Raw genomic sequence first — 18,503 nt, 5'->3', positions numbered from 1 at the left:
CCGTGGCGCGTTGGAGCGAAGTTCGCGGCTACACCCTCGTCCTCTCCCACCCCCGGGGCCCGGACCGCTACGCGCGCGTGGCCCTCGTCACCAAGCGGACACTCTTTGGCGAGGCCCTCAACGTGCGCGAGGCACGGGCCGAGGACACCAGCCGCAGCGGCCGGGAGCCCGAAGCCCTCGGTCTCGGCCGCATGCTTTCGTGGCGCTGGCTCGGCCAGGGCGAGGCCGAAGAATTGCTGTCTGCTCGCCTGCGCACCCTCGAGACCCTGGGCTACCGCCCGCTGAGCGGCCGCGCGGACGAACTCGGACACCGCGGCGCGTGGGACTGGCTGCGCGATCTCGTCGATCGCCAGCTCGCCCGCAGCCGCGAAGAGCCGCCAACTCGAGACGATGCGCGCGATGCTGGAGCCACCAGCCCACCGCCTGCACAGCGAGGCGCCGAGACCCTGCGTGCATCCATCGAGAGCTTGGGCCTGGAGCCCAACGCCCTGCTCGAAGGCGTGGCCACGATCTTGGAGATCCCCGAGGCGCAGCTGCGCGATCCCTCCCCAGCGACCGCCGCCGCCGTCGAGCCCGAGATCATCGCCATGCTCCTGCCAGTTTGGCTGGAGCACGAAGATCCAAGCTTGCGTCACGTTGGCGCGCGTTGGTTGGCCATTCCTGCCACACCCTACGAGCTCGATCGCGAGCAGCTCGCCAGCTGGGCCGCGTCCGACGGCCGCCTCGCCGAGGCCGTGGCTCCTCGCCTACGCCGAGAAGGCCTGGCGATGCTCGGGCCCGAGAGCTTGCTTCGCTTGGCGCATACGGCCCGGAATCCGGACATTCGAAACCTCGCGCAGATGTGGCGCGACCGACTGACCTGATCCACGGTCCAGGGCTAGCGAGCGCCCGTTCTGCGGCGTTTTGCCCCGACCAATCGTTCGTGGCCATAGGCCGCGAGTTTCATCCCAGTACAGCTGATCCCCCAGCCATCCAGCAGGCCCGCACGAGCGCCACTGCGCTGCTCGTGCATGGCCTTAACAACTCTTCACGCACATGTGTGTGGACTGTCGACGATCTATGCGATAGGGTGGAGAGGTTCGGTGGTTGGCTCCCCCCAACCGATCCACAGTCTGTCAGCTCGGCGTGATTGGTCCGTATACTGCCGCGGACCATCTAGACTTCTTTAGGGTTTTTGCCCCGCCCTAGCCCCGCGTCCCGTCATTCTGGCCAACAGTCTGGCCGGGACGCCGAAATACGGATCTCAATCGCAAGACACGCAGCGTCCCATGCACTTCAGCCAAGTCCCCAGCGCGGTCAACTCCAACCTCGAACCCAGCGCGGGCTCGAGGGGTGAGCTGCTGCGCATCGAGCTTCAGGGCCTCATCGACGCCACCATGCTACGTGAGCGTTTCGAGGCCCTCGAGCAGCGGCTGACGCGCCAACCTCCACCACGTGTCCTCTGTGATCTGCGCGACATGGCCGGCTACGGCTCCGGCACCCCGACCGTCGCCCGCGAGTGCCTCGCCCTGGCCCAACGATCGGGCGTGCGCCGCGTCGCCCTGATCGTGACCTCCTCGGTACTGCGTACGGCCGTCCGGGTCATTGCGAGCGGCCTCGAGCTCGAGCTGCGCAGCTTCCTCGGCGAGACCGAGGCCCTGCGCTGGCTCGAAAGCGGCGAGCCGGCGCCTCGCCTCAACTAGCAGAGGGGTCTCGCAGAGCCCCTCACTGCGGGCGGCGAAGCCCCCCTTCAGTGGCGTGAGTCGAGCTCGATCGCCAACGCGAAACTTCTCTGGCGCGGCTCGAGTCGGCCCGCAGCGTCAGCCCGAGATGCTGGGGATGTGGACGATCTGGAGCTTGTTGCCGGCGGGATCCAGCAGATAGAAGCTGGTCGCCCCGTCGCGGTGCAAGCGGGGTTTGCCGAGCAGCTCGATCGAGAGCGCCTCCGCCCGCGCCGAGAGCCGCTCATACCAGGCATCGACGGCGGCGGCATCGGGGACCATGAAGCCGAGGTGATCGAGGGCCGAGTGCGCCCGCTCGACCGCGTCGACGCGATGCAGCGCGAGGTTGTCGCGACCCGAGGTCAGGTAGGCCGCGCAGTCGTCGGGCTGCCAGTCCACGCGCATGCCCATGCCCTCGAGGTAAAAGCGCAGCGTGTCATCGTATCGCGCGCTCTCCACATGAAGAGCCAGGTGGTGGAGGCCGAGGCAGGGCGGGGTCGAGTGTTCAGAAGCGCTCACACCCCCTTCATAGCAGGCCGCAGGCTCTGGATCTCTGCGCGGGGGGGCAACAAAGCGCCACTGAATGACCTATCGGTCGCGCTTTGCGGCCCTTACTGGCAGGATCCGGGCGACGGTGAGCCCCGACGACGATATTTCCCCAGGTGCAGACGTCGTCCAGACGACCGTCGTCAGCAACCTCGGAGGGACGCGCCGCCGCGAGCCGAGCCCGCGCCTCGCCGTCGTCCGTGGCGATCGTGTCGACCACTTCTCGATCGAGCGCCGCCTCGGCTCGGGTGGAATGGGCACGGTCTACGAGGCCTGGGATGAGCAGCTCCAGCGCCGCGTCGCCCTCAAGTTCCTGCGCAATCTCGACAGCGGCCAGCTGGCCGAGCAGCGCCTGTTCCGGGAGGCCCAAGGTCTCGCCCAGCTCTCGCACCCCAACGTGGTCCCGGTCTACGACCTCGGGCGCCACGAGGGCCGGGTGTGGATCGCCATGGAGTACGTGCCCGGGCAGACCCTGGGCGAGTGGGTCCGACGCAGCTCGCCTCGCCGCGCCGAGATCCTGCGCCACTGGATCGCGGCGGGCCACGGGCTCGCGGCGATCCACGCCGTCGGGTTGATCCACCGCGACATCAAGCCCGACAACGTCCTGCTCGGCGACGACGGCCGCGTGCGGATCATCGACTTTGGCCTGGTCAAGGTCATCGACAGCGAGGAGCTCGAGCGCAGCAGCCCGCTGCTGACCAGCAACGCCTCGGGGACGGCGAGCCTGGTCGAGAACGTGACCAGCCAGGGCAGCTTCCTGGGCACCCCGGCCTACGCTTCCCCGGAGCACTGGGAGCAGCAGCACACCGACACGCTCAGCGACCAGTACTCCTTTTGCGCCGCGCTGTGGGAGGCCCTGTGTGGGCTGCGGCCAGATCGCTGCGCCCGCGACCGCCGGGGCATGGTCCCCCTCCCCGACGGCCAGCGCATGTCCAAGCGCCTGCACCGGGCGCTCTCCCGCGGCCTGTCGCTGGACCCCGCCGCGCGCTTCCCCGACATGAACAGCCTGCTGGCGGCCCTCGAGCCGCCCGCGCGGCGCTGGATCCCCCCGCTGGCGCTCGTGCTCGTGGGCGTCGTGGCGCTCTCGCTCACCCTCCACCAGGACGACGCTTCCCCTGCGGCCGTCGATCCCTGCGCCCAGGCGGCGGCGCCCATCGAGTCGAGCTGGACCGCGGCCCGCCGCGAGCTCTTCGCCGCGCAGCTCGACCCCGAGCTCGCCCTCGGGGCGCAGCGCGTGACCGAAGACTGGGTCGACGCCTGGTCGACGGCCGCCTACCACAGCTGCGAGGCCTTCCACGTCCAACACCGACGCTCGGCGCACAGCCTCGATCGTCAGACCCTGTGCCTCGACCGCGCGCTCCAGGGCTTCGAGGCCTATATGCGCGCGCTCGAGGCTCATGGCGTGGACTCTCCCACGGCCCTGGGCACCTGGCTGTCCGGCCTCGACAACCCCCGGGACTGCCTCGGCGAGATCGCCATGCGCGTCGAGTACGAGCTCCCCGCAGAAGATCTGCGCGAGGAGATCGAGGCGCTCGAGCGCAAGCTCAGCGCGCTGCGGGCCTCGGCCGCCCCCATCGACGCGCGCATCGAGGTCGCCAAGGAGATCCTCGCGCAGGCCCAGGACCTCGGCTGGCGCCCGCTGATCGCCGAGAGCTCGCTCGCCCTGGGCAAGCTCCACGCCAAGGCGCGCGACAGCGACGCGGCCCGGGACCACCTCGGCCGCGCCCTCGACATCGCCCAGGCCGGCGGCGACCTCGAGCTCGCCGCTGACGCGTGGAGCGATATCGGACACATCGCGCGGCTCGCCGATCACGATCTCATCTTGGCCAAGTGGGCCACGGACCGCGAACGCGCGCTCTTCGACGACGTCGAGCCCACGCCCCGGCGCCGCGCCATCTTGCTCTTCGATCGTGCCGCCATCGCCGAGGCCGCCGGCGACATCGCCCAAGCCGAGACCAAGCTGCGCGAGGCCGTCGCCATCTACGAGGCGCTCGGCCCTGGCACGACGACCTGGAAGCACGCCGAGGCCGTCCGCAGCCTCTCGGGAGTGCTGTCCAAGCGCGGCCGCGACGACGAAGCCGTCGCCTTGCTCGAGCGCGCCCGAGACCTCGAGCTGCGCCTCGGCGGCGCCGCCGAAGCGTCGCTCGACACCGTCAGCGAGGCCGAGAAGCTGCTCAGCGAAGGTGTCACCTTGACCCAGGCCGGCGAGCTCCAAAAGGGCATCGCCAAGCTCGAACAGGGCCTGGAGCTCGCGAGCACCGAGCGTGGCCCCCGCAGCGAGCTCGTCGCCAGGCTGCACATGGCCCTCGCCTCGGCCTACGACAACGCCGGCGACCCCGAGGCCTTCCGCCTGCACACGGAGCTCGCCGACACCATCTCCTTGGCCGCCGTCGGCCCCCACCACATCCTGCGCTGCGACATCCTATCCGCCGTCGGGGCCCTGGCCATGCAGGAGGGCCGCTACGCCGCGTCTCGCGAGGCCTTCGCCGACGCCTATGAAGTGGCGCTTCGCCACACCACGCCGGACTCCATGACCGCGGTCCTCGCCGAGCGCAACCTCGCCGTCGCGCTGCATGCCCTGGGTGAGGACGACCACGCCCGGCAGCTCTTCGCCCACGTCATCCCCCGCCTCGAGGAGCTCTTCGGCGACCAGAGCATCGAGCTCTTCTTCCCCCTCGAGGCCATGGGGGAGATTCACCTCAAGCGCGGTGAGAGCGACAAGGCCCAGGCCTCGCTCCTGCGGGCCCGCGCCCTGCTCGAAAAGGACTATCCAGATTCGGAGCTAATAAATGAGATAGATGGTTTGCTCGAAGCCAAAGAGTAGTGAATAGTATATTGGCAGAAGGGACAGCGCGGGGTGAGGAGAAACGCCACACTTCTCCCTGAACAACACCCTACGCAATCACAAACAATGCCATCACCCACCATCACTGTCAGTCAGGACCCCACGGGGGCGCTCGTATCTTCGCCCTCGTCGATCAGCACCACTGGCCCGCTGAGCATCGACAACAGCGCCGCGGTCACGATCTACTTCATCTATACAACCTCGTCTTCGTGGCCCTCTGGCCAGACGGGGACGCCTGTCGCCAGCGGCGCCTCCGCGTCGGCCTCCGTCACCTTCGACGGCAACATGTTGTTCTCCACGGCCTCCGGGGGCCCCTCGCTGACCACCACCACGGTGACACGAACAACCGGCTAACGATATGTGCACCGAGAGGCCCCGGGGGACAATGCCCTCGGGGCCTTTATTACTCAGTGACACTTTTTACCAAAGTTTCCATGCCCTCCAATTACCTACGCCAAACATGGACACAGCACACATGTCCCAACGTAGAAACACCAATGAAATACGCTCACATCATGACTCGTCGTGGCCACCTCAGGGCAGCATTTGAGCGTTGCATCGCGCGCTCGGGGGGGACGCACGATGCCGCCAGGGAGGTCGCCGCGGTGGGCCCGGCGACCGCCCCCGGCTGACGAGAGCGCCGCTGCGGCGGCGTAGTCGGCCGGCGCCGTGGGGCCGTCGAGGACCTCTGCGCGTGCCCCCGCGCGGGCGTCCTCGACGGCCCCCGAGGCCCCACGGGGCCACCAGGCCCCGTCAACGGCCCCCCAGGCCCATCCTGGACGCGGCACGCTCGGGCTCGCTATAACGCTCACGCCCGGAGCCCCTCATGAAGCGCGCCCTCGTCCTCGCCCTCACCTCTGCCCTGCTCCTCCCCGCCGCGGCCTGCAAGCCCAAGGAGAAGGAGGTCGACATCGAAGCGGAGATCGCCCGCAACCTCGAGGAGGCGGCCTCCAACCTGCGCAACAACAAGGTCGACGAGGCCGAGACGCAGTACAATTGGGTGCTGGAGCAAGACACCGACAACGTCGGCGCCAACGTCGGCCTCGGCAAGGTCGCGCTCAGCCGCGAGGACTACGCCGCCGCCACGACCCCGCTGGAGAAGGCCGTGGCCGCCAACGCCGAGGACGCCGAGGCTCAGGTCTCCCTCGGCCGGGCCTACGCCGGGCAAGAAGACTGGGCCAAGGCCGCCGAGCACCTCGGCAAGGCCTGGGAGCTCGACAATGAAAAAGAGCAGTACGCCCTCGAGTACGGCGTCGCGCTGCGCGAGTCGGGCGAGCTCGACAAGTCCGCCGAGGTCCTCGTGGAGGCCGCCGAGCTCAACCCCAAGCTCAAGTACGTCTACCGCGAGCTCGCCCGGACCCAGTACGCCGCCAAGAAGCTCGACGAGGCCCTGCGCACCTTCATGAAGGCGCAGATCGAGTGGAAGGGCGACCAGGACGCCTACGCCGGGGCCGCGATGGTCTACGAGGACATGGGCGAGATCACCAAGGCCGTCGACCAGTGGTCGAACTACATCCAGCAGGACTGCTGCTCGACCTACTCCAAGGAGGTCGCCCAGCCCAAGCTCGCCGAGCTCAAGGAAAAAGAGAACGCCGGCGGCGAAGACGAGGGCTGAGCCCGAAGCCCGAAGCCCGAAGCCCGAGGCGCTGCTTGCTGCCTCGGGCGTCTCTTTTTGGGGGCTCGGGCCGTCAGGCCCTCAGGCCGTCGAGCGGTCGCAGCCCCGCCGCCTGCCAGGCCACCGGGCCGGTCGCCAGGGCGCAGACCAGCACCGCCAGCGCGCAGGGGATCGCCATGTCCCCGACGTCGAACGCGACGGGCAGGCGATCGAACATGTAGATGCCGGGGTCGAGATCCAGATCCAGCGCGGCGATCAGCGCGAGGCCCAGCGCGCCCAGGCCGAGCCCGAACAGCGAGCCCAGGCCGCCGATCAGCACCCCGATACCTTCGAAGGCCGAGAAGAGCTGCGAGCGCCGGGCGCCCATGGCCGCCAAGGTCGCTATCTCCCGGCGCTTGCGACGGACCAGGAGCAAGAGCGCGCCGATCAGCGAGCCCGAAGACACGGCAACGATCAGGCTCAAGATCACGGCCAGCACCACCTTGGTCTGACGGATCGAGTTCAACGCGGCGGAGCGCTCGGCCCAGCTCGCCGCGCGATAGAGCGGCGGGAGCCCTCGCTCGCTGCGCGGGCGCTCGAGGAGCTCGACCAGCGCCCGCGCCACGGACATCGCACCCTCGAGCGAGCGCGCCTCGGCGAGCTCGATCTCGACGCCGCTGGCTCGCATCTCGCCGTAGACCACGGCCTGCGCGGCGCTGAGGTGAACGAGCACGAAGTTGGCGTCGAACTCCACGAAGCCGGTCTCGAGCAGGCCGAGGACCACGAAGTCGCCGTGCCGCGGCGGGCCGGGGGCCGCGTCGACATCACCGCCGATGGCCTCGGGCACGACAAGGCGCACCCGGTCCCCGACCTCCGCCCGCACCCGCCGGGCCAGGCGCGCGCCGAGGACGATCCCCGGCGCCTCGCGGGGCTGGGCCGGGCGCAAGGAGGCGAGGCTGCCCGCGGAGAACAGCCCCTCGATCCCCGACAGCCCGGCGGCGCGGCGGGGATCCATGCCCTTGATGCTGACCACCACAGGGCCCTCTCCCCCCTCTTCCCCTTCCCCCCCGGTCTCGTCGAGGACCACGAGCGCGCCCGCGCCAAAGACGTAGGGCGAGGCGGCGCGGATCCGTGGGTCCGCCTCGAGGGTCTGGGCCACCGCCTCGTACTCGAAGAAGTCGAGGCCGTACTTGGTGATCGTCGCGTGGCCGTTGAGCCGGGTCAGCGAAGCGACCAGGGCCTGCTCGACCCCCGAGCCGACGCCGAGGACCACGAACAAGCTGGCCACACCCAGGCCCAGGCCGACGACCGAGACGACCAGCATCGGGCGCAGGGCACGGGCGAGCAGCGCCACGCCCAGACCGAAGGCCGCGAGCCACAGCGGGCCGAGCACCCAGGCCGCGCGCAGGCCCGAGAGCGCGGCGGCCCCCGTCAGCGCGAGCGCCCCGGCGCAGGCTCGCGCCGCCGCTCGCGTCCAGGCCGGCGCCGCGCCGCGCCGAATCAGGCGCAGGCCGAGCAGCCCGACGAAGCCCATCGTCCCCCGCGCGCCACGAGCGAGCGGCTACTCGTAGCGCAGCCCCTCCACGGGCCGCAGCCGGGCTGCTCGCAGCGAGGGCGGGATCGTGGCGATGAAGCAAAACACCAGCGCCAGCCCCAAGATCCACGCGATCTGGACCGGGTTCACCTCCACCGGGAGCTCCTCGATGAAGTAGACCTCGGGATCCAGGGTGTAGCCGTAGAGCTGGACCAGGGCGCACATGACGAGGCCGAAGATCACGCCGGCGAGGGAGCCCGCCAGGCCGATGGTCATGCCCGTGACCTGAAAGATGCGCGCGACCTGTGGCCCGGTCGAGCCCATGGACATGATGATCGCGACCTCCGGGGTGCGACGGATGACCATGGTCCACAGCGCCGAGAGCACGTTGAAGCTGGCCACGAAGATCACCAGGCTGAGGATCACCGTGATGATGTTCTTTTGCGTGCGGATCGACTCGAACAGGTTCTCGTTGAGCTTCTGCCACTCGAGCACGGAGTACTCCCCGCCCTCGGGGCCGTTGAGCGCGCTGCGGATGCGCGCGCCCACCTCCGGCGCGAGGTTCTGATCCGAGAGGCGCAGGTCCACGCCCGAGACGATGTCCTTGCCGCGGTACTTGAAGCGCTGCAGCTCGCGGATGTCGACGTAGACCAGGCGGCTGTCGTACTCCTGAAAGCCCGCCTGGAACACGCCGGCCACGCGGTAGTAGACGAACTTGGGGGCCTCCGAGTGGTCGAAGGTCGCCCCGGGATCGACCAGGCGCACGAGATCGCCCTCGTCGAGGCTGAGCTCCCGGGCCAGGCCGACGCCGACGAACATCGTGGGCAGCTCGCTCTCGTCGACGTCGACGTCGACCAGCGCGGTGCTGAGGTCCTCGGGCGGATCGACCCAGACCTCGTCGCCCTCGCTGGCCCGCCGGCCGATGCGGAAGGGATCGTCGCCGTGGTCGCTCTCGTTCCACGCCTCGATCGCCTCCTCGTACCAGCCATCGCCGCGCGGATCGGGGGTCTGCGCGATGACCAGGGGCAGCTCGGCGTCCGGGCGATCCGGCACCGGCATGAGCTCGTAGTTGCTGTGCAGCTCGGTCAGCGGGATCTCGCGGCCGCCGGCGCGCACCAGGTGCTGGGGGAGATCGATGACCTGCTCGGCGGTCGTCGGCTCGATGCCCTTGACGAGCACGCTGGCCAGCTTGACGTCGTCGGCCCCGCGATCGCTGGTCGAGGGGGCCAGGGCCATGGCGTAGTAGACGAAGGGGCTCGCGCCCTCGACCCCCGGGAGCGTGCGCAGCCAGCTCTCGAAGCGGCGGTACTCCGACACGCCGAAGGCCCGGGTGACGTTGATGTGCGCGTAGACGCCGAGCACCCGGCGCTCGAACTCGTGCTGGAAGCCCGTGGCCACCGACTGCACGACCAGGAGCGCCGCGACGCCGAGGACCACGCCGATGATCGAGGTGGTCGCAAACACCGAGAAGCGCTGGGCGATCAGCACGAGCAGGCCCAGGAAGGTGGCCGCGGCCGCGTAGAACACCAGGAACACGCGCAGCGGCTGAAGCAGGTCGAGCAGCGCCTTGTCGCTGCGATCGAGGCCCATGTTCAAGGCCACGAGCACCGCGATGCTCAGCGCCGCGCTGATCCAAAACACGTAGAGCCACAGCCGCCCCCGCTTCCAGATCGGCAGCGACGCGACCCCCTTGGCCACGGCCTGCGCCGCGTTGCCCCCGGAAAAAGGCGCGAGCACGGGCTCGGCCATGTCCCGGTCCTTGCCCGCGCGCCGGATGATCCGCAGGCCGACCATGCGCTCGTAGCCAGTGAAACCCATGAGCACCAGGCGCAGGCTGAGCAGCGCAAGCGAGATCGCGCCCACCAGACCCAACCACCGCCCCCAGACGGGTACCTGCGGGATCCCCAGGAGAGGCGTCGTGAGCGCGAGGACGAAGAGCAGCAACAAGAGCGGGTGCTCGCGCACCTCGGCGCCCCTACGTGCCAGTGAACGACCGAGCAGTCCGGGCGTCGAGGCGTTCGCGCGGGTTTGCTCGGATTCGGGCGGGATCGGTCCTGTCGGCACCTTGAGGGATCGCTCCAATCGGCGCTTTTTCCGGCCCAAGGGGGTCCAAGCGCAGGTTCGAGACGCTACTTCGCGGCCCATGGGCGGTCAATCGGGGCAGGCGATCTTCGGGGTGCGCAAAAATCCATTCGAATGATCCGCCGATTTGCCCATCGAGACGGCCACCGAATCCTTGACACCTAATCCAGGCGCGGGCTACGCTCCGCAAGATTCGGGAGCTCTTCATGAGAAGGTTTCTTTGCTTGACCGCTCTGGCAGCGACCTATCTCCTCTCCACGGAGGCCAAAGCGGGCAAGTATGATCTCGACCTCGCCGCCCTCGGAGAGGTTCAAGACGACGGTACTGTCACGCAGCGCAACCAGGACTTCCGCTCGCTGGCGTCCGAGGTTGGGGTGCTCATGGCACCCAAGCCTGTCGACCCCGCGGACTCTCTCGGCCTGTCCGGCTTCGCCATCTCCGCCGACGTCACCATCAACACGCTTGGTGGGGACGAGGCGTACTGGCAGGACACCAGCCGAGGGGCGGATAACGTCGCGCCAACTCTTCAAGTCATGGGGCGCAAGGGCCTGTGGCCGGGCATCGAGCTCGGCGCTGGCGCCACGCACCTCTTCGACAGCCGCATGTGGACGATCTCCGGCTACGGTAAGATCGCGCTGCACGAGGGCTTCCACCACATGCCGATCCCCTCGATCGCCATCCGTGGAATGTTCTCTCGGCTGCTCGGGGCCCGTGACCTCGACATGACCACGGTGTCTGCGGACATCTCGATCTCGCACGTCTTTGGCGTCGGCAAGACCTTCAGCATCACGCCCTACGGCGGCTACCAGGCGCTGATGGTCTTCGCTCGCACCGGCATCCTCGATGCGACGCCCGGCCACGACGAGTACGCCGACGGGCCCCTGGCCTGTGACAACGGCGACGCCGACTGCACCGTGCAGTCCGAGTTCGTGTTCCGCCAGCAAGACGTGATCGTCCGCCACCGGCCCTTCGTGGGCGCGCGCTTCATCTTCAGCGTGCTGCGCATCGGTATCGAGGCGATGTTCGTCCCCGGCGGCGGCTCGACCTCCGACGTCACCCTGATCGGTGGCGGCCTGGAGACGGTCACGGACCAGTCGGGCTTCCAGCAGCAGTACACGATCTCGCTCGGTCTCGACTTCTGAGCCGTCAGACGGCCACCAGTCGAGCCGAGCGTGTTTCACGCGGGCGCCCACTCACGCGGAACCGGCCTCTCATCACCGCCCCGTGTCGACCACGGGCAGCTCGCCCGCCCTTCGCCAGCCTGTTCGCGATGCCAATCACTTCGACCCGCCTTCGCTATGAGCCGATTACTTCGGATCAGGCGTCGAGGTGGGATAGGCTTTGGTTCGCGCCAACTTCACCTCGCGTGAAGATCTCCTACGAGGAAGCCAGGTCGTGATCATCGCCTGCCCCGAGTGCACAAACCCCTTCCAGCTCGAGGATCACCGCATCTCCGCGCTGGTCCAGCTCGAGTGCCCGACTTGTAGCTTCCGCATGATCCTCGACTTCGAGGCGGCGAACGACGCCTCGCTGATCGAAGAGGGCATGCAGATGGCTCAGGGCTTCCGAGACGAGGCCGCCTATCGTGAGGCCATCGCCGGAGGTGCCGTTGGCGTCGAGGCTGCCCAGCCTGCTCCCGAGCCCGAGCCAGAGCCAGAGCCAGAACCAGCCTTCGAGCCGGAGCCAGCCTTCGCGCTCGAGCCCGAGCCTGCCCCCGAGCCAGAGCCGGAGCCCGCCTTCGCCCTGGAGCCGGAGCCCGCTCCCGAGCCGGTCGAGCCTGCCTTCGCCATCGAGCCGGAGCCCGCTCCCGAGCCGGTCGAGCCTGCCTTCGCCATCGAGCCGGAGCCGGCCACCGAGCCCACGCCCGCCTTCGTCGCCGAGCCGGCAGACAAGCCGCCGGTCCGACTCGCGCCGCCCTCCGAGACGCAGCAGACCCGCTCGCGCCCCACCCTCGTCGGCCACACCCCGCCTCCTCCGCCCGAGCCCGAGCTGGAAGAGCCCGGCACGCCGGAGGTCGTCAGCGAAGAGGCCGAGCTCGAGGTCGCTGGTGACGAGTTCGCCATGGATGATGTCGATGTCGAGGTCGAGGTCGACGAGGTCGCGGAGATCGAGCCCGCGCCGGCCGCGATCCAGACGCCGCCCCACACGCCCGAGCTTCCGGCTCAGGTCGAGGAGCCCGCGGCCGCCGCCTCCGCCTCTGGAGCCGACACCTCCAGCGCCGCGGACGCACCCAGCGCCGAGGGCCGCAGCGTCGGCTGGTCGATCTTCATGGCGCTGGTGATCATCTTGCTCCTGGGCGTCGTTGGACTCATGGGCTTCTCGCTACTCGAGACCGGAGATCCCAACCCCCTGCCACTGCTGAAGCAGTGGGGCCTGCCTCTGCCGTAGACTGAGCGGGTGGTGAGCCCGAGCAAGCGTGACCGCGAGGCCGACGACGCCCACGCCGTCGCGCGTCGGCTCGCCGTGCTCCCGGAGCGCGCCATGCGGGTCGCCGCGCTGCGCGAGCAGCTCCTCGCGCGTCCCCCCGACGACGCCGCCTGGCTGCTCGACGCCCTCGCCACCGCGGGCCGAGCCGGCGGGGTCCCCTACGACCTCAGCCTGCTCGCGGCCATCGAGCTCGTCAGCAGCGAGCAGCTCGGCTACGAGCAGCGCCGGGCGATCTTCGAGGCCGCCGAGCGCCACGGTCTCGAGGCCTGCATGGAGCTGCTCTTCTCCGACGTCGGCGCCGAGATCGACGAAGACGCCGCGGCCCCGCGCGCCCTCGTCCCCGGCACCCGCCCGCTCACCCTGGGCGAGCGCAAGAGCCTGGCCCGGTCGTGGAAGCGCGACGTGCTCGAGCGGCTGATCGCAGATCCCCACGTGGACGTGGTCGCGCTCTTGCTGCGCAATCCCAGGGTCACGGAGACCGACGTGCTGCGCATCGCGACCTCGCGGCGAGCCAGCGCCGCGGTGCTCCAGCTGATCATGCGAGCGCGGCGTTGGAGCTGTCAGCGCCGGGTCCAGCGCGCCCTGCTGCGCAACCCAAACATGCCCGAGCCTGCCGCCTTGCGCCTGGTCGGCCTGCTCTCGCGGGCCGAGCTGCGCGAGTTCGGAAACGATCCCGCCTTGCCCGAGCGGATCCGTCACGCGATCCGGCGCCGGCTGATCCAGCCGACCTGAGCCCCGGCCCGAGAAGAGCGAAGAAAATGAAAAGACCGCCGGGTGATCCTCGGCGGTCTCTCTCACTTGCTACGGGGTTGGGATCAGCTCGACTTTTCTTCGACCTTGGCCGTGGGCGTGACCTCGATCTCGCCGCCCTCGTCGAGGTCGTCGTCGCTTTCGTCGTTGATGGACTTCATCTCCTTCTTGAAGCCACGCAGCATCTTGCCGACGCTGGAGCCGAGCTGCGGGAGCTTGGAGGGTCCGAAGATGAGCAGGACCACGAGGATGATGACGACGATCTCCGCCGTGCCGAGGGCAAAACCCAGTAGCATGGCTGTGAAGGTAGTCCCCTTCGGACCGCATTACCAGAGCTTCGAAGACCCCGAGGGACAGCAAAATGCGGCCGTTCTGAAGCAAATGACGCTCCTGGCTGCCAGCGCGCGCACGCGCCGGCGGAGGGTGTTGGTACGCCTCACAACTCTCAGGGCGCGGGGGTATAACGTGGGCCATGGACCCCCTCATGCTGCGTCCTTCGCCGCTCCGGGCGTCTGCGCGCGCAGGTCGTCGAGGCCACGGATCCCCCCTGGCTTGGCTCCAGCCTGCCACGCGCAGCCTCCGCCCAGCGGGGTTGAGCCTGGCCCTGGCTTGGGTGTTGGCGACCCCGGCGACGAGCCACGCGACCCCAACTGACGACCAGGCGCAGTCCGACGCGCCGCAGCTGGGCCTGCGACGCATCGGGCCGGACGGCCGCCCCGAGCGCGCCGTCTGGGTCAACGAGCGCGCACGCATGCGCGTGCGCGGCGATCGACCCGAAGGCGCGTCGATCCACGTCGCCTACGCCACGCCGATCCGCGTCTGGGACGAGGCGCTGCGTGTCGACCTCGCGGCCTTCGAAGACCAGGCCTTCCCCGCCGGCCAGGTCCCGCGCAAGACCATCGTCGACGAGCCGCCCGAGGCGTGGATGCGCAAGCTCGAGCTGCCCGACGTCCCGGTGCGCTGGAACGCCAAGACCATCGAGTACCTCGAGTACTTCAAGAACGATCCCAAGGGTCAGCGGATGATCGCCGCGTGGCTCAACCGCATGGGCCGCTACGAGCGCCGCCTGCGGACGATCCTCGCCGAGGTCGGCGTGCCCGAAGATCTCGTCTACGTCGCGATGATCGAGAGCGGCTTCAACCCGGGCGCGCACTCCTCCGTGGGCGCCGCGGGGATGTGGCAGTTCATGGAGCCCACCGGGCGGGTCTACGGCCTCGACAGCCAGTACTGGGCCGACGATCGCCTCGACTTCGAGAAGGCCAGCTACGCGGCGGCCACCTACCTCGCCGATCTCAAGGCCCGCTTCGGCACCTGGGAGCTCGCCCTGGCCGCCTACAACGCCGGCTACGGCCTGGTCGTGCAGAGCATCCGCGCCAACAACACAAACAATTTCTGGGCGCTCACGGAGCTCGAGAACGGGCTGCCCCGGCAGACCTCCAACTACGTGCCCAAGTTCCTGGCCGCGGCGATCGTCGGCCACAACCGCGAGGCCTTCGGCGTCGCGGGCAAGCCCGATCCAGCCCTCGAGCTCATCGACGTCGAGGTCCCCGGCGGGCTGCGCTTCGAGGAGCTCGCCGAGGCCCTCGAGGTCGACGAGGACCTGCTCACCGAGGTCAACGCCGCCTACCTGCGCGGGCGCACGCCCCCCGAGGGCGGGCCGGCGACGATCCGCATCCCGCGAGACAAGCACGCCCGCTTCTCCGGCCTCGGCGACAGCCTGCGCTTCGACGAGCAGCGCTGGGCCACCTACACCACCAAGCTCGGCGAGGACCTCGAGGACGTCGCCGCGGCCTACGGGATCACCGAAAAGCAGCTGCGCTCGCTCAACGCGATCCACGACAGCGGCGAGATCAAAAGTGGGATCGCCCTGGTCGTCCCGGCGACGCCCGGCGAGGCCGCGACCGGCGACAAGCCCAAGCCCCCGCTGATCGCCGTGCCCTCCGTGGCCGTGCCCGCGGGTCGACAGCTGGTGTTCTTCCGGGTCACCCGGGCGAGCTCGAGCGCGGCCATCGCCGCGGGCTTCGGCGTGGCCTGGGACCAGGTCGTGGCCTGGAACGACCTCGATCCCCACGCCCGCCTCGTCGACGGCCAGTTCCTGCAGATCATCGTCGAGACCGGCTTCGACGCCGCGGCCGCGGGCCTCGAGATCTGGAAGCTCGCCGACGTCCGCCACGTGGTCCGGGGCAGCGCCGCGCACCTCGACGCCCTGCTCGCCGACCGCGAGCTGCTGCGCCGCGGCTACAAGGTCAGCAAGGGCGACACGGTCAAGCGCGTCGCCAAGCGCTTCGGCCTCAGCCAGGGCTCGCTCGCGCGGATCAACGGCATCGATCGCAACCAGCACCTCGAGCCCGGCGAGGTCCTGGTGGTCTACGTCGACCGCGGCAACAAGCAGGGCACGGTCAGCGCCCCCGATCCCCGGCCGACCACGCTGACGGCCGAGCTCGACGTCGCCGAGAGCCTCGCGCCCCAAGACCGCGAGACCGACACGGCCACGCCCCGCGGCCGCGATCCTTCGACCGCCGAGCGCTCGCGGGTCCCCGGCAAGCGCTACGACGACTGACCCATGCAAGACGACCAAGCCCTGAGCATCGACGAGGCCCTCGCGCGGGTGCTCGCCCGCTTCTCCATCACCGACACCCAGCGCGTCGGCGTGGCGGAGGCCATCGGGCGAGTGCTCGCTACCGCCTGCCAGGCGCGCTGGTCTCTGCCCAGCGCCCCGCTGAGCGTCATGGACGGCTACGCCCTGCGCAGCGCCGATCTGATCGCCGCCCGAGATCAGCACGGCGCCGAGGCCCTCGCCCTCGAGCGCCTCGACGAGAGCGCCGCCGGCCACCCCAGCGAGCTCGAGGTCGGCCCGGGCAGCTGCGTGCGGATCTCCACCGGCGCGGTGGTCCCCGCGGGCGCCGACGCGGTCGTGCCCCAGGAGGACGCCGCCATTGTCCCGCCCTCCGCCGGCGTCCCCGAGGGCCGCACCTTCGTCGAGTTCGGCGGCGAGGCCCTGCGCCGCGTCGCGCCCGGGCGCTACATCCGGCCCACGGGCAGCGACGTCCGCGAGGGCGAAGATCTCCTCGCCCCAGGCGAGCCCATCGGCCCCGGCGAGGCCGCGCTCCTCGCCGCCTGCGGCCACGCCGAGGTCGACGTCCGCCGCCGGCCCAAGGTGGCGATCCTCAGCAGCGGCGACGAGCTCGTGCCCATCGGCCAGACCCCCGGGCGCGGGCAGGTGGTCTCGACCAACGCCATGATGCTCGCCGGGCAGATCCGCGAGGCCGGCGGTGAGCCCCTGGATCTCGGGGCCGTGCCCGACGATCCCCACGAGCTGCGCGCGGCCATCGAGGACGCCCGCCGGCGCGCCGACCTGCTGGTCTGTAGCGGAGGGATCTCCGTGGGCGATCACGACCTCGTGCTCCCGGCCCTCCAATCCCTCGGCTTCGAGCTCGAATTTCGCCGCCTGCGCCTGCGCCCGGGACGACCCACCACCTATGGCCGCCTGCCCCCCGACGCCGAGCTCCACGCCCTCCCGGTGCTCGCTCTCCCGGGCAACCCGGCGAGCACCTACGTCAGCTTCGAGCTCCTCGCCCGCCCGCTGATCCGCGCCATGCTCGGCCTGCACCATGGGCGCTGGCACCGGCCGCGTCGCCAGGTCGTGCTCGCCGCGGCGGCCGAGGGCGACGCCCGCCGCGAGCACTATGTCCGCGCGCGCCTCGATGGCACCGGCCGCGCCTGGCCGCTCGACCGCCAGCTCTCGGGGGCGCTGCGCTCCATCGCCGGCTTCGACCTGCTCTTGCGGGTGCCCGCGGGCCGCCGAGAGGTCCCCGCCGGCGAGCAGCTCGAGGCCCTGGAGATCCGCTGAGCCCGACCATGAACGAGATCGACCAAGCAACCAGCCACGCCCGCGCCCACGCGGCCAGCGTCGTCGTCACCGAAGACGACGCGGGCGAGCGCGCCGACGTCGTCCTCGGCCGACGCATCCCCGGCCTTTCGCGCCGCGTCGCCCGAAGCTTGGCCCTCGAAGGCAAGCTGCGCGTCGACGGCCAGCGCCGCCCTCCATCGACCCGCGTCGAGGCTGGCGCCCGCCTCGAGCTCGCCCTCGCGCCTCCGGCAGAGACCGCGCCCGCGCCCGCGCTGCTCGAGACCCTGGCCGCCGTCGTCGACGCCCCCCTCGCCCTCACCGCCGACTTCATCTACGTGCACAAGCCCGCCGGCGTGCACTCCGTCGCGCTCACCCCGGCGCAACCCGGGGTCCTGGCCACGGCCGTGGCCCAGCGCTGGCCCGAGTGCGCCGCGGCCTCCCCCGATCCCCGGGAGGCCGGCGCCGTGCACCGCCTCGATCGCCCGACCTCTGGTGTCCTGGCATTCGCACGCAGCGAGGCCGCCTGGTCCCGGGCCCGCGAGGCCTTCAGCGACGAGCGCGTAGCCAAGCACTACCTCGCCGTCTCCCGCGTGCTCGGAGCGCCCGAGTGGCCGCCTCCCCTGCCCCCCGAGGGCCTCCAAGGCTGGATCGAGCCGGCCCCCGACGAAAGCGAGCAGGCCCTCGCCAGCCCGCTGGCGGCGGCCCTCGGCGAGCTCCTCGCCCGCGGCGCCAGCCAGCCCCTCGATCGCCCCCCGATCCGCGTGCGCGCGCCCCTCGGCCGCGGGCCCTCGGCGCACACCAGCGCCGTGCGCCTCGACGGCCGCCGCGCGCGGACCGTGGTCTGCCCGCTCGCCACCACCGGCCAGCACGAGCTCCTCCGGCTGCGCCTCGAGACTGGACGCCGGCACCAGGCCCGGGTCCACCTCGCCTGGATCGGCCGCCCGATCCTCGGTGATCGCCTCTACGGGCCTGGCACTGTTTTTGCGCATACCCGAGCGGGAGCGGCCAGCGGGCCGGAGATGGGCGAAGCCGCCCATGCCATCGCCCTGCACGCCTTCGCCATCGATCTCTCGGCCGCTTTCCCCGACGAGGCGCCGGTCTTGGCCCCACCCATCTCCAATTTCTGGCCGCCGCCAGAGACGCCGTCGCCCAATCGTTCGTGCTAGGATGCCTCT

Annotated in this window: 15 protein-coding genes; 11 read left to right on the top strand and 4 right to left on the bottom strand. The window is 70.3% G+C overall.

Translation table 11 applies throughout. The features are described from left to right. The first annotated feature begins 2 nt into the window (after positions 1-2). Together G6O69_RS23615 and G6O69_RS23610 are read left to right on the top strand one after the other, a co-directional pair. The gene (locus tag G6O69_RS23615; protein WP_172305774.1) at positions 3-863 is read left to right on the top strand and encodes a hypothetical protein; all 861 of its coding nucleotides are present in this window, start codon (positions 3-5) and stop codon (positions 861-863) included. Between the two features lie 405 nt (positions 864-1,268). Then, positions 1,269-1,682, top strand: a complete 414-nt coding sequence (locus G6O69_RS23610) for an STAS/SEC14 domain-containing protein (protein ID WP_172305773.1) — start codon at positions 1,269-1,271, stop codon at positions 1,680-1,682. A 117-nt stretch (positions 1,683-1,799) separates the two neighbouring features. Here the strand turns inward: G6O69_RS23610 and G6O69_RS23605 are convergent, their stop codons facing one another. Further along, positions 1,800-2,219 (bottom strand): VOC family protein, encoded by a 420-nt coding sequence (locus G6O69_RS23605; protein WP_172305772.1) that lies wholly within the window; start codon positions 2,217-2,219, stop codon positions 1,800-1,802. A 115-nt stretch (positions 2,220-2,334) separates the two neighbouring features. On the opposite strand from G6O69_RS23605, the gene G6O69_RS23600 reads away from it, so the two are divergent. The 3 genes from G6O69_RS23600 to G6O69_RS23590 all read left to right on the top strand — a co-directional run bounded on the left by G6O69_RS23600 (position 2,335) and on the right by G6O69_RS23590 (position 6,706). Continuing rightward, entirely contained in the window at positions 2,335-5,070 is a 2,736-nt protein-coding gene (locus tag G6O69_RS23600) for a serine/threonine-protein kinase (protein WP_172305771.1), read from the top strand. Between the two features lie 87 nt (positions 5,071-5,157). Further along, positions 5,158-5,445 carry a hypothetical protein gene (locus G6O69_RS23595; RefSeq protein WP_172305770.1) on the top strand — a complete coding sequence of 96 codons (288 nt, stop codon included), beginning with the start codon at positions 5,158-5,160 and terminating at the stop codon, positions 5,443-5,445. A gap of 472 nt (positions 5,446-5,917) precedes the next feature. Beyond that, on the top strand, positions 5,918-6,706 hold the full coding sequence (locus G6O69_RS23590) for a tetratricopeptide repeat protein (RefSeq protein WP_172305769.1): 789 nt from the start codon (positions 5,918-5,920) through the stop codon (positions 6,704-6,706). Positions 6,707-6,779: 73 nt separating this feature from the next. Here G6O69_RS23590 and G6O69_RS23585 read toward each other — a convergent pair whose 3' ends face one another. Together G6O69_RS23585 and G6O69_RS23580 are read right to left on the bottom strand one after the other, a co-directional pair. Then, positions 6,780-8,219 carry an ABC transporter permease gene (locus G6O69_RS23585; protein WP_172305768.1) on the bottom strand — a complete coding sequence of 480 codons (1,440 nt, stop codon included), beginning with the start codon at positions 8,217-8,219 and terminating at the stop codon, positions 6,780-6,782. A gap of 27 nt (positions 8,220-8,246) precedes the next feature. Further along, on the bottom strand, positions 8,247-10,184 hold the full coding sequence (locus tag G6O69_RS23580) for an ABC transporter permease (RefSeq protein ID WP_172305767.1): 1,938 nt from the start codon (positions 10,182-10,184) through the stop codon (positions 8,247-8,249). A gap of 341 nt (positions 10,185-10,525) precedes the next feature. Between G6O69_RS23580 and G6O69_RS23575 the strand changes: the two genes are divergently transcribed. The 3 genes from G6O69_RS23575 to G6O69_RS23565 all read left to right on the top strand — a co-directional run bounded on the left by G6O69_RS23575 (position 10,526) and on the right by G6O69_RS23565 (position 13,460). Continuing rightward, positions 10,526-11,443 carry a hypothetical protein gene (locus G6O69_RS23575; protein WP_172305766.1) on the top strand — a complete coding sequence of 306 codons (918 nt, stop codon included), beginning with the start codon at positions 10,526-10,528 and terminating at the stop codon, positions 11,441-11,443. A 199-nt stretch (positions 11,444-11,642) separates the two neighbouring features. Continuing rightward, positions 11,643-12,689, top strand: a complete 1,047-nt coding sequence (locus G6O69_RS39445) for a hypothetical protein (RefSeq protein ID WP_217909896.1) — start codon at positions 11,643-11,645, stop codon at positions 12,687-12,689. Between the two features lie 12 nt (positions 12,690-12,701). After that, entirely contained in the window at positions 12,702-13,460 is a 759-nt protein-coding gene (locus tag G6O69_RS23565) for a hypothetical protein (RefSeq protein ID WP_172305765.1), read from the top strand. Between the two features lie 83 nt (positions 13,461-13,543). Here the strand turns inward: G6O69_RS23565 and G6O69_RS23560 are convergent, their stop codons facing one another. Beyond that, the gene (locus G6O69_RS23560; RefSeq protein ID WP_172305764.1) at positions 13,544-13,774 is read right to left on the bottom strand and encodes a twin-arginine translocase TatA/TatE family subunit; all 231 of its coding nucleotides are present in this window, start codon (positions 13,772-13,774) and stop codon (positions 13,544-13,546) included. A gap of 176 nt (positions 13,775-13,950) precedes the next feature. Here G6O69_RS23560 and G6O69_RS23555 point away from each other — a divergent pair, with 176 nt between their 5' ends. The 3 genes from G6O69_RS23555 to G6O69_RS23545 are packed head-to-tail and all read left to right on the top strand — an operon-like array spanning position 13,951 to position 18,494. After that, entirely contained in the window at positions 13,951-16,038 is a 2,088-nt protein-coding gene (locus G6O69_RS23555) for a transglycosylase SLT domain-containing protein (protein ID WP_172305763.1), read from the top strand. Positions 16,039-16,041: 3 nt separating this feature from the next. Beyond that, positions 16,042-17,328, top strand: coding sequence for a gephyrin-like molybdotransferase Glp (glp, locus tag G6O69_RS23550; RefSeq protein WP_172305762.1), 1,287 nt, complete (start codon positions 16,042-16,044; stop codon positions 17,326-17,328). Between the two features lie 8 nt (positions 17,329-17,336). After that, a complete protein-coding gene (locus tag G6O69_RS23545; RefSeq protein WP_172305761.1) occupies positions 17,337-18,494 on the top strand; it encodes a pseudouridine synthase in 1,158 nt (385 codons plus the stop codon). Positions 18,495-18,503 lie beyond the last annotated feature (9 nt).

The sequence above is a fragment of the Pseudenhygromyxa sp. WMMC2535 genome, assembly GCF_011083025.2.
Note: the sequence above shows the minus strand (reverse complement) of the source record. Positions and strands in the feature narration are given on the sequence as shown.

Coding starts and splice junctions, on each gene's coding strand:
- G6O69_RS23545 (WP_172305761.1), top strand. CDS start 17,337: ATGAACGAGATCGACCAAGCAACCAGCCACGCCCGCGCCCACGCGGCC.
- glp (WP_172305762.1), top strand. CDS start 16,042: ATGCAAGACGACCAAGCCCTGAGCATCGACGAGGCCCTCGCGCGGGTG.
- G6O69_RS23595 (WP_172305770.1), top strand. CDS start 5,158: ATGCCATCACCCACCATCACTGTCAGTCAGGACCCCACGGGGGCGCTC.
- G6O69_RS23585 (WP_172305768.1), bottom strand. CDS start 8,219: ATGGGCTTCGTCGGGCTGCTCGGCCTGCGCCTGATTCGGCGCGGCGCG.
- G6O69_RS23610 (WP_172305773.1), top strand. CDS start 1,269: ATGCACTTCAGCCAAGTCCCCAGCGCGGTCAACTCCAACCTCGAACCC.
- G6O69_RS23555 (WP_172305763.1), top strand. CDS start 13,951: ATGGACCCCCTCATGCTGCGTCCTTCGCCGCTCCGGGCGTCTGCGCGC.
- G6O69_RS23560 (WP_172305764.1), bottom strand. CDS start 13,774: ATGCTACTGGGTTTTGCCCTCGGCACGGCGGAGATCGTCGTCATCATC.
- G6O69_RS23590 (WP_172305769.1), top strand. CDS start 5,918: ATGAAGCGCGCCCTCGTCCTCGCCCTCACCTCTGCCCTGCTCCTCCCC.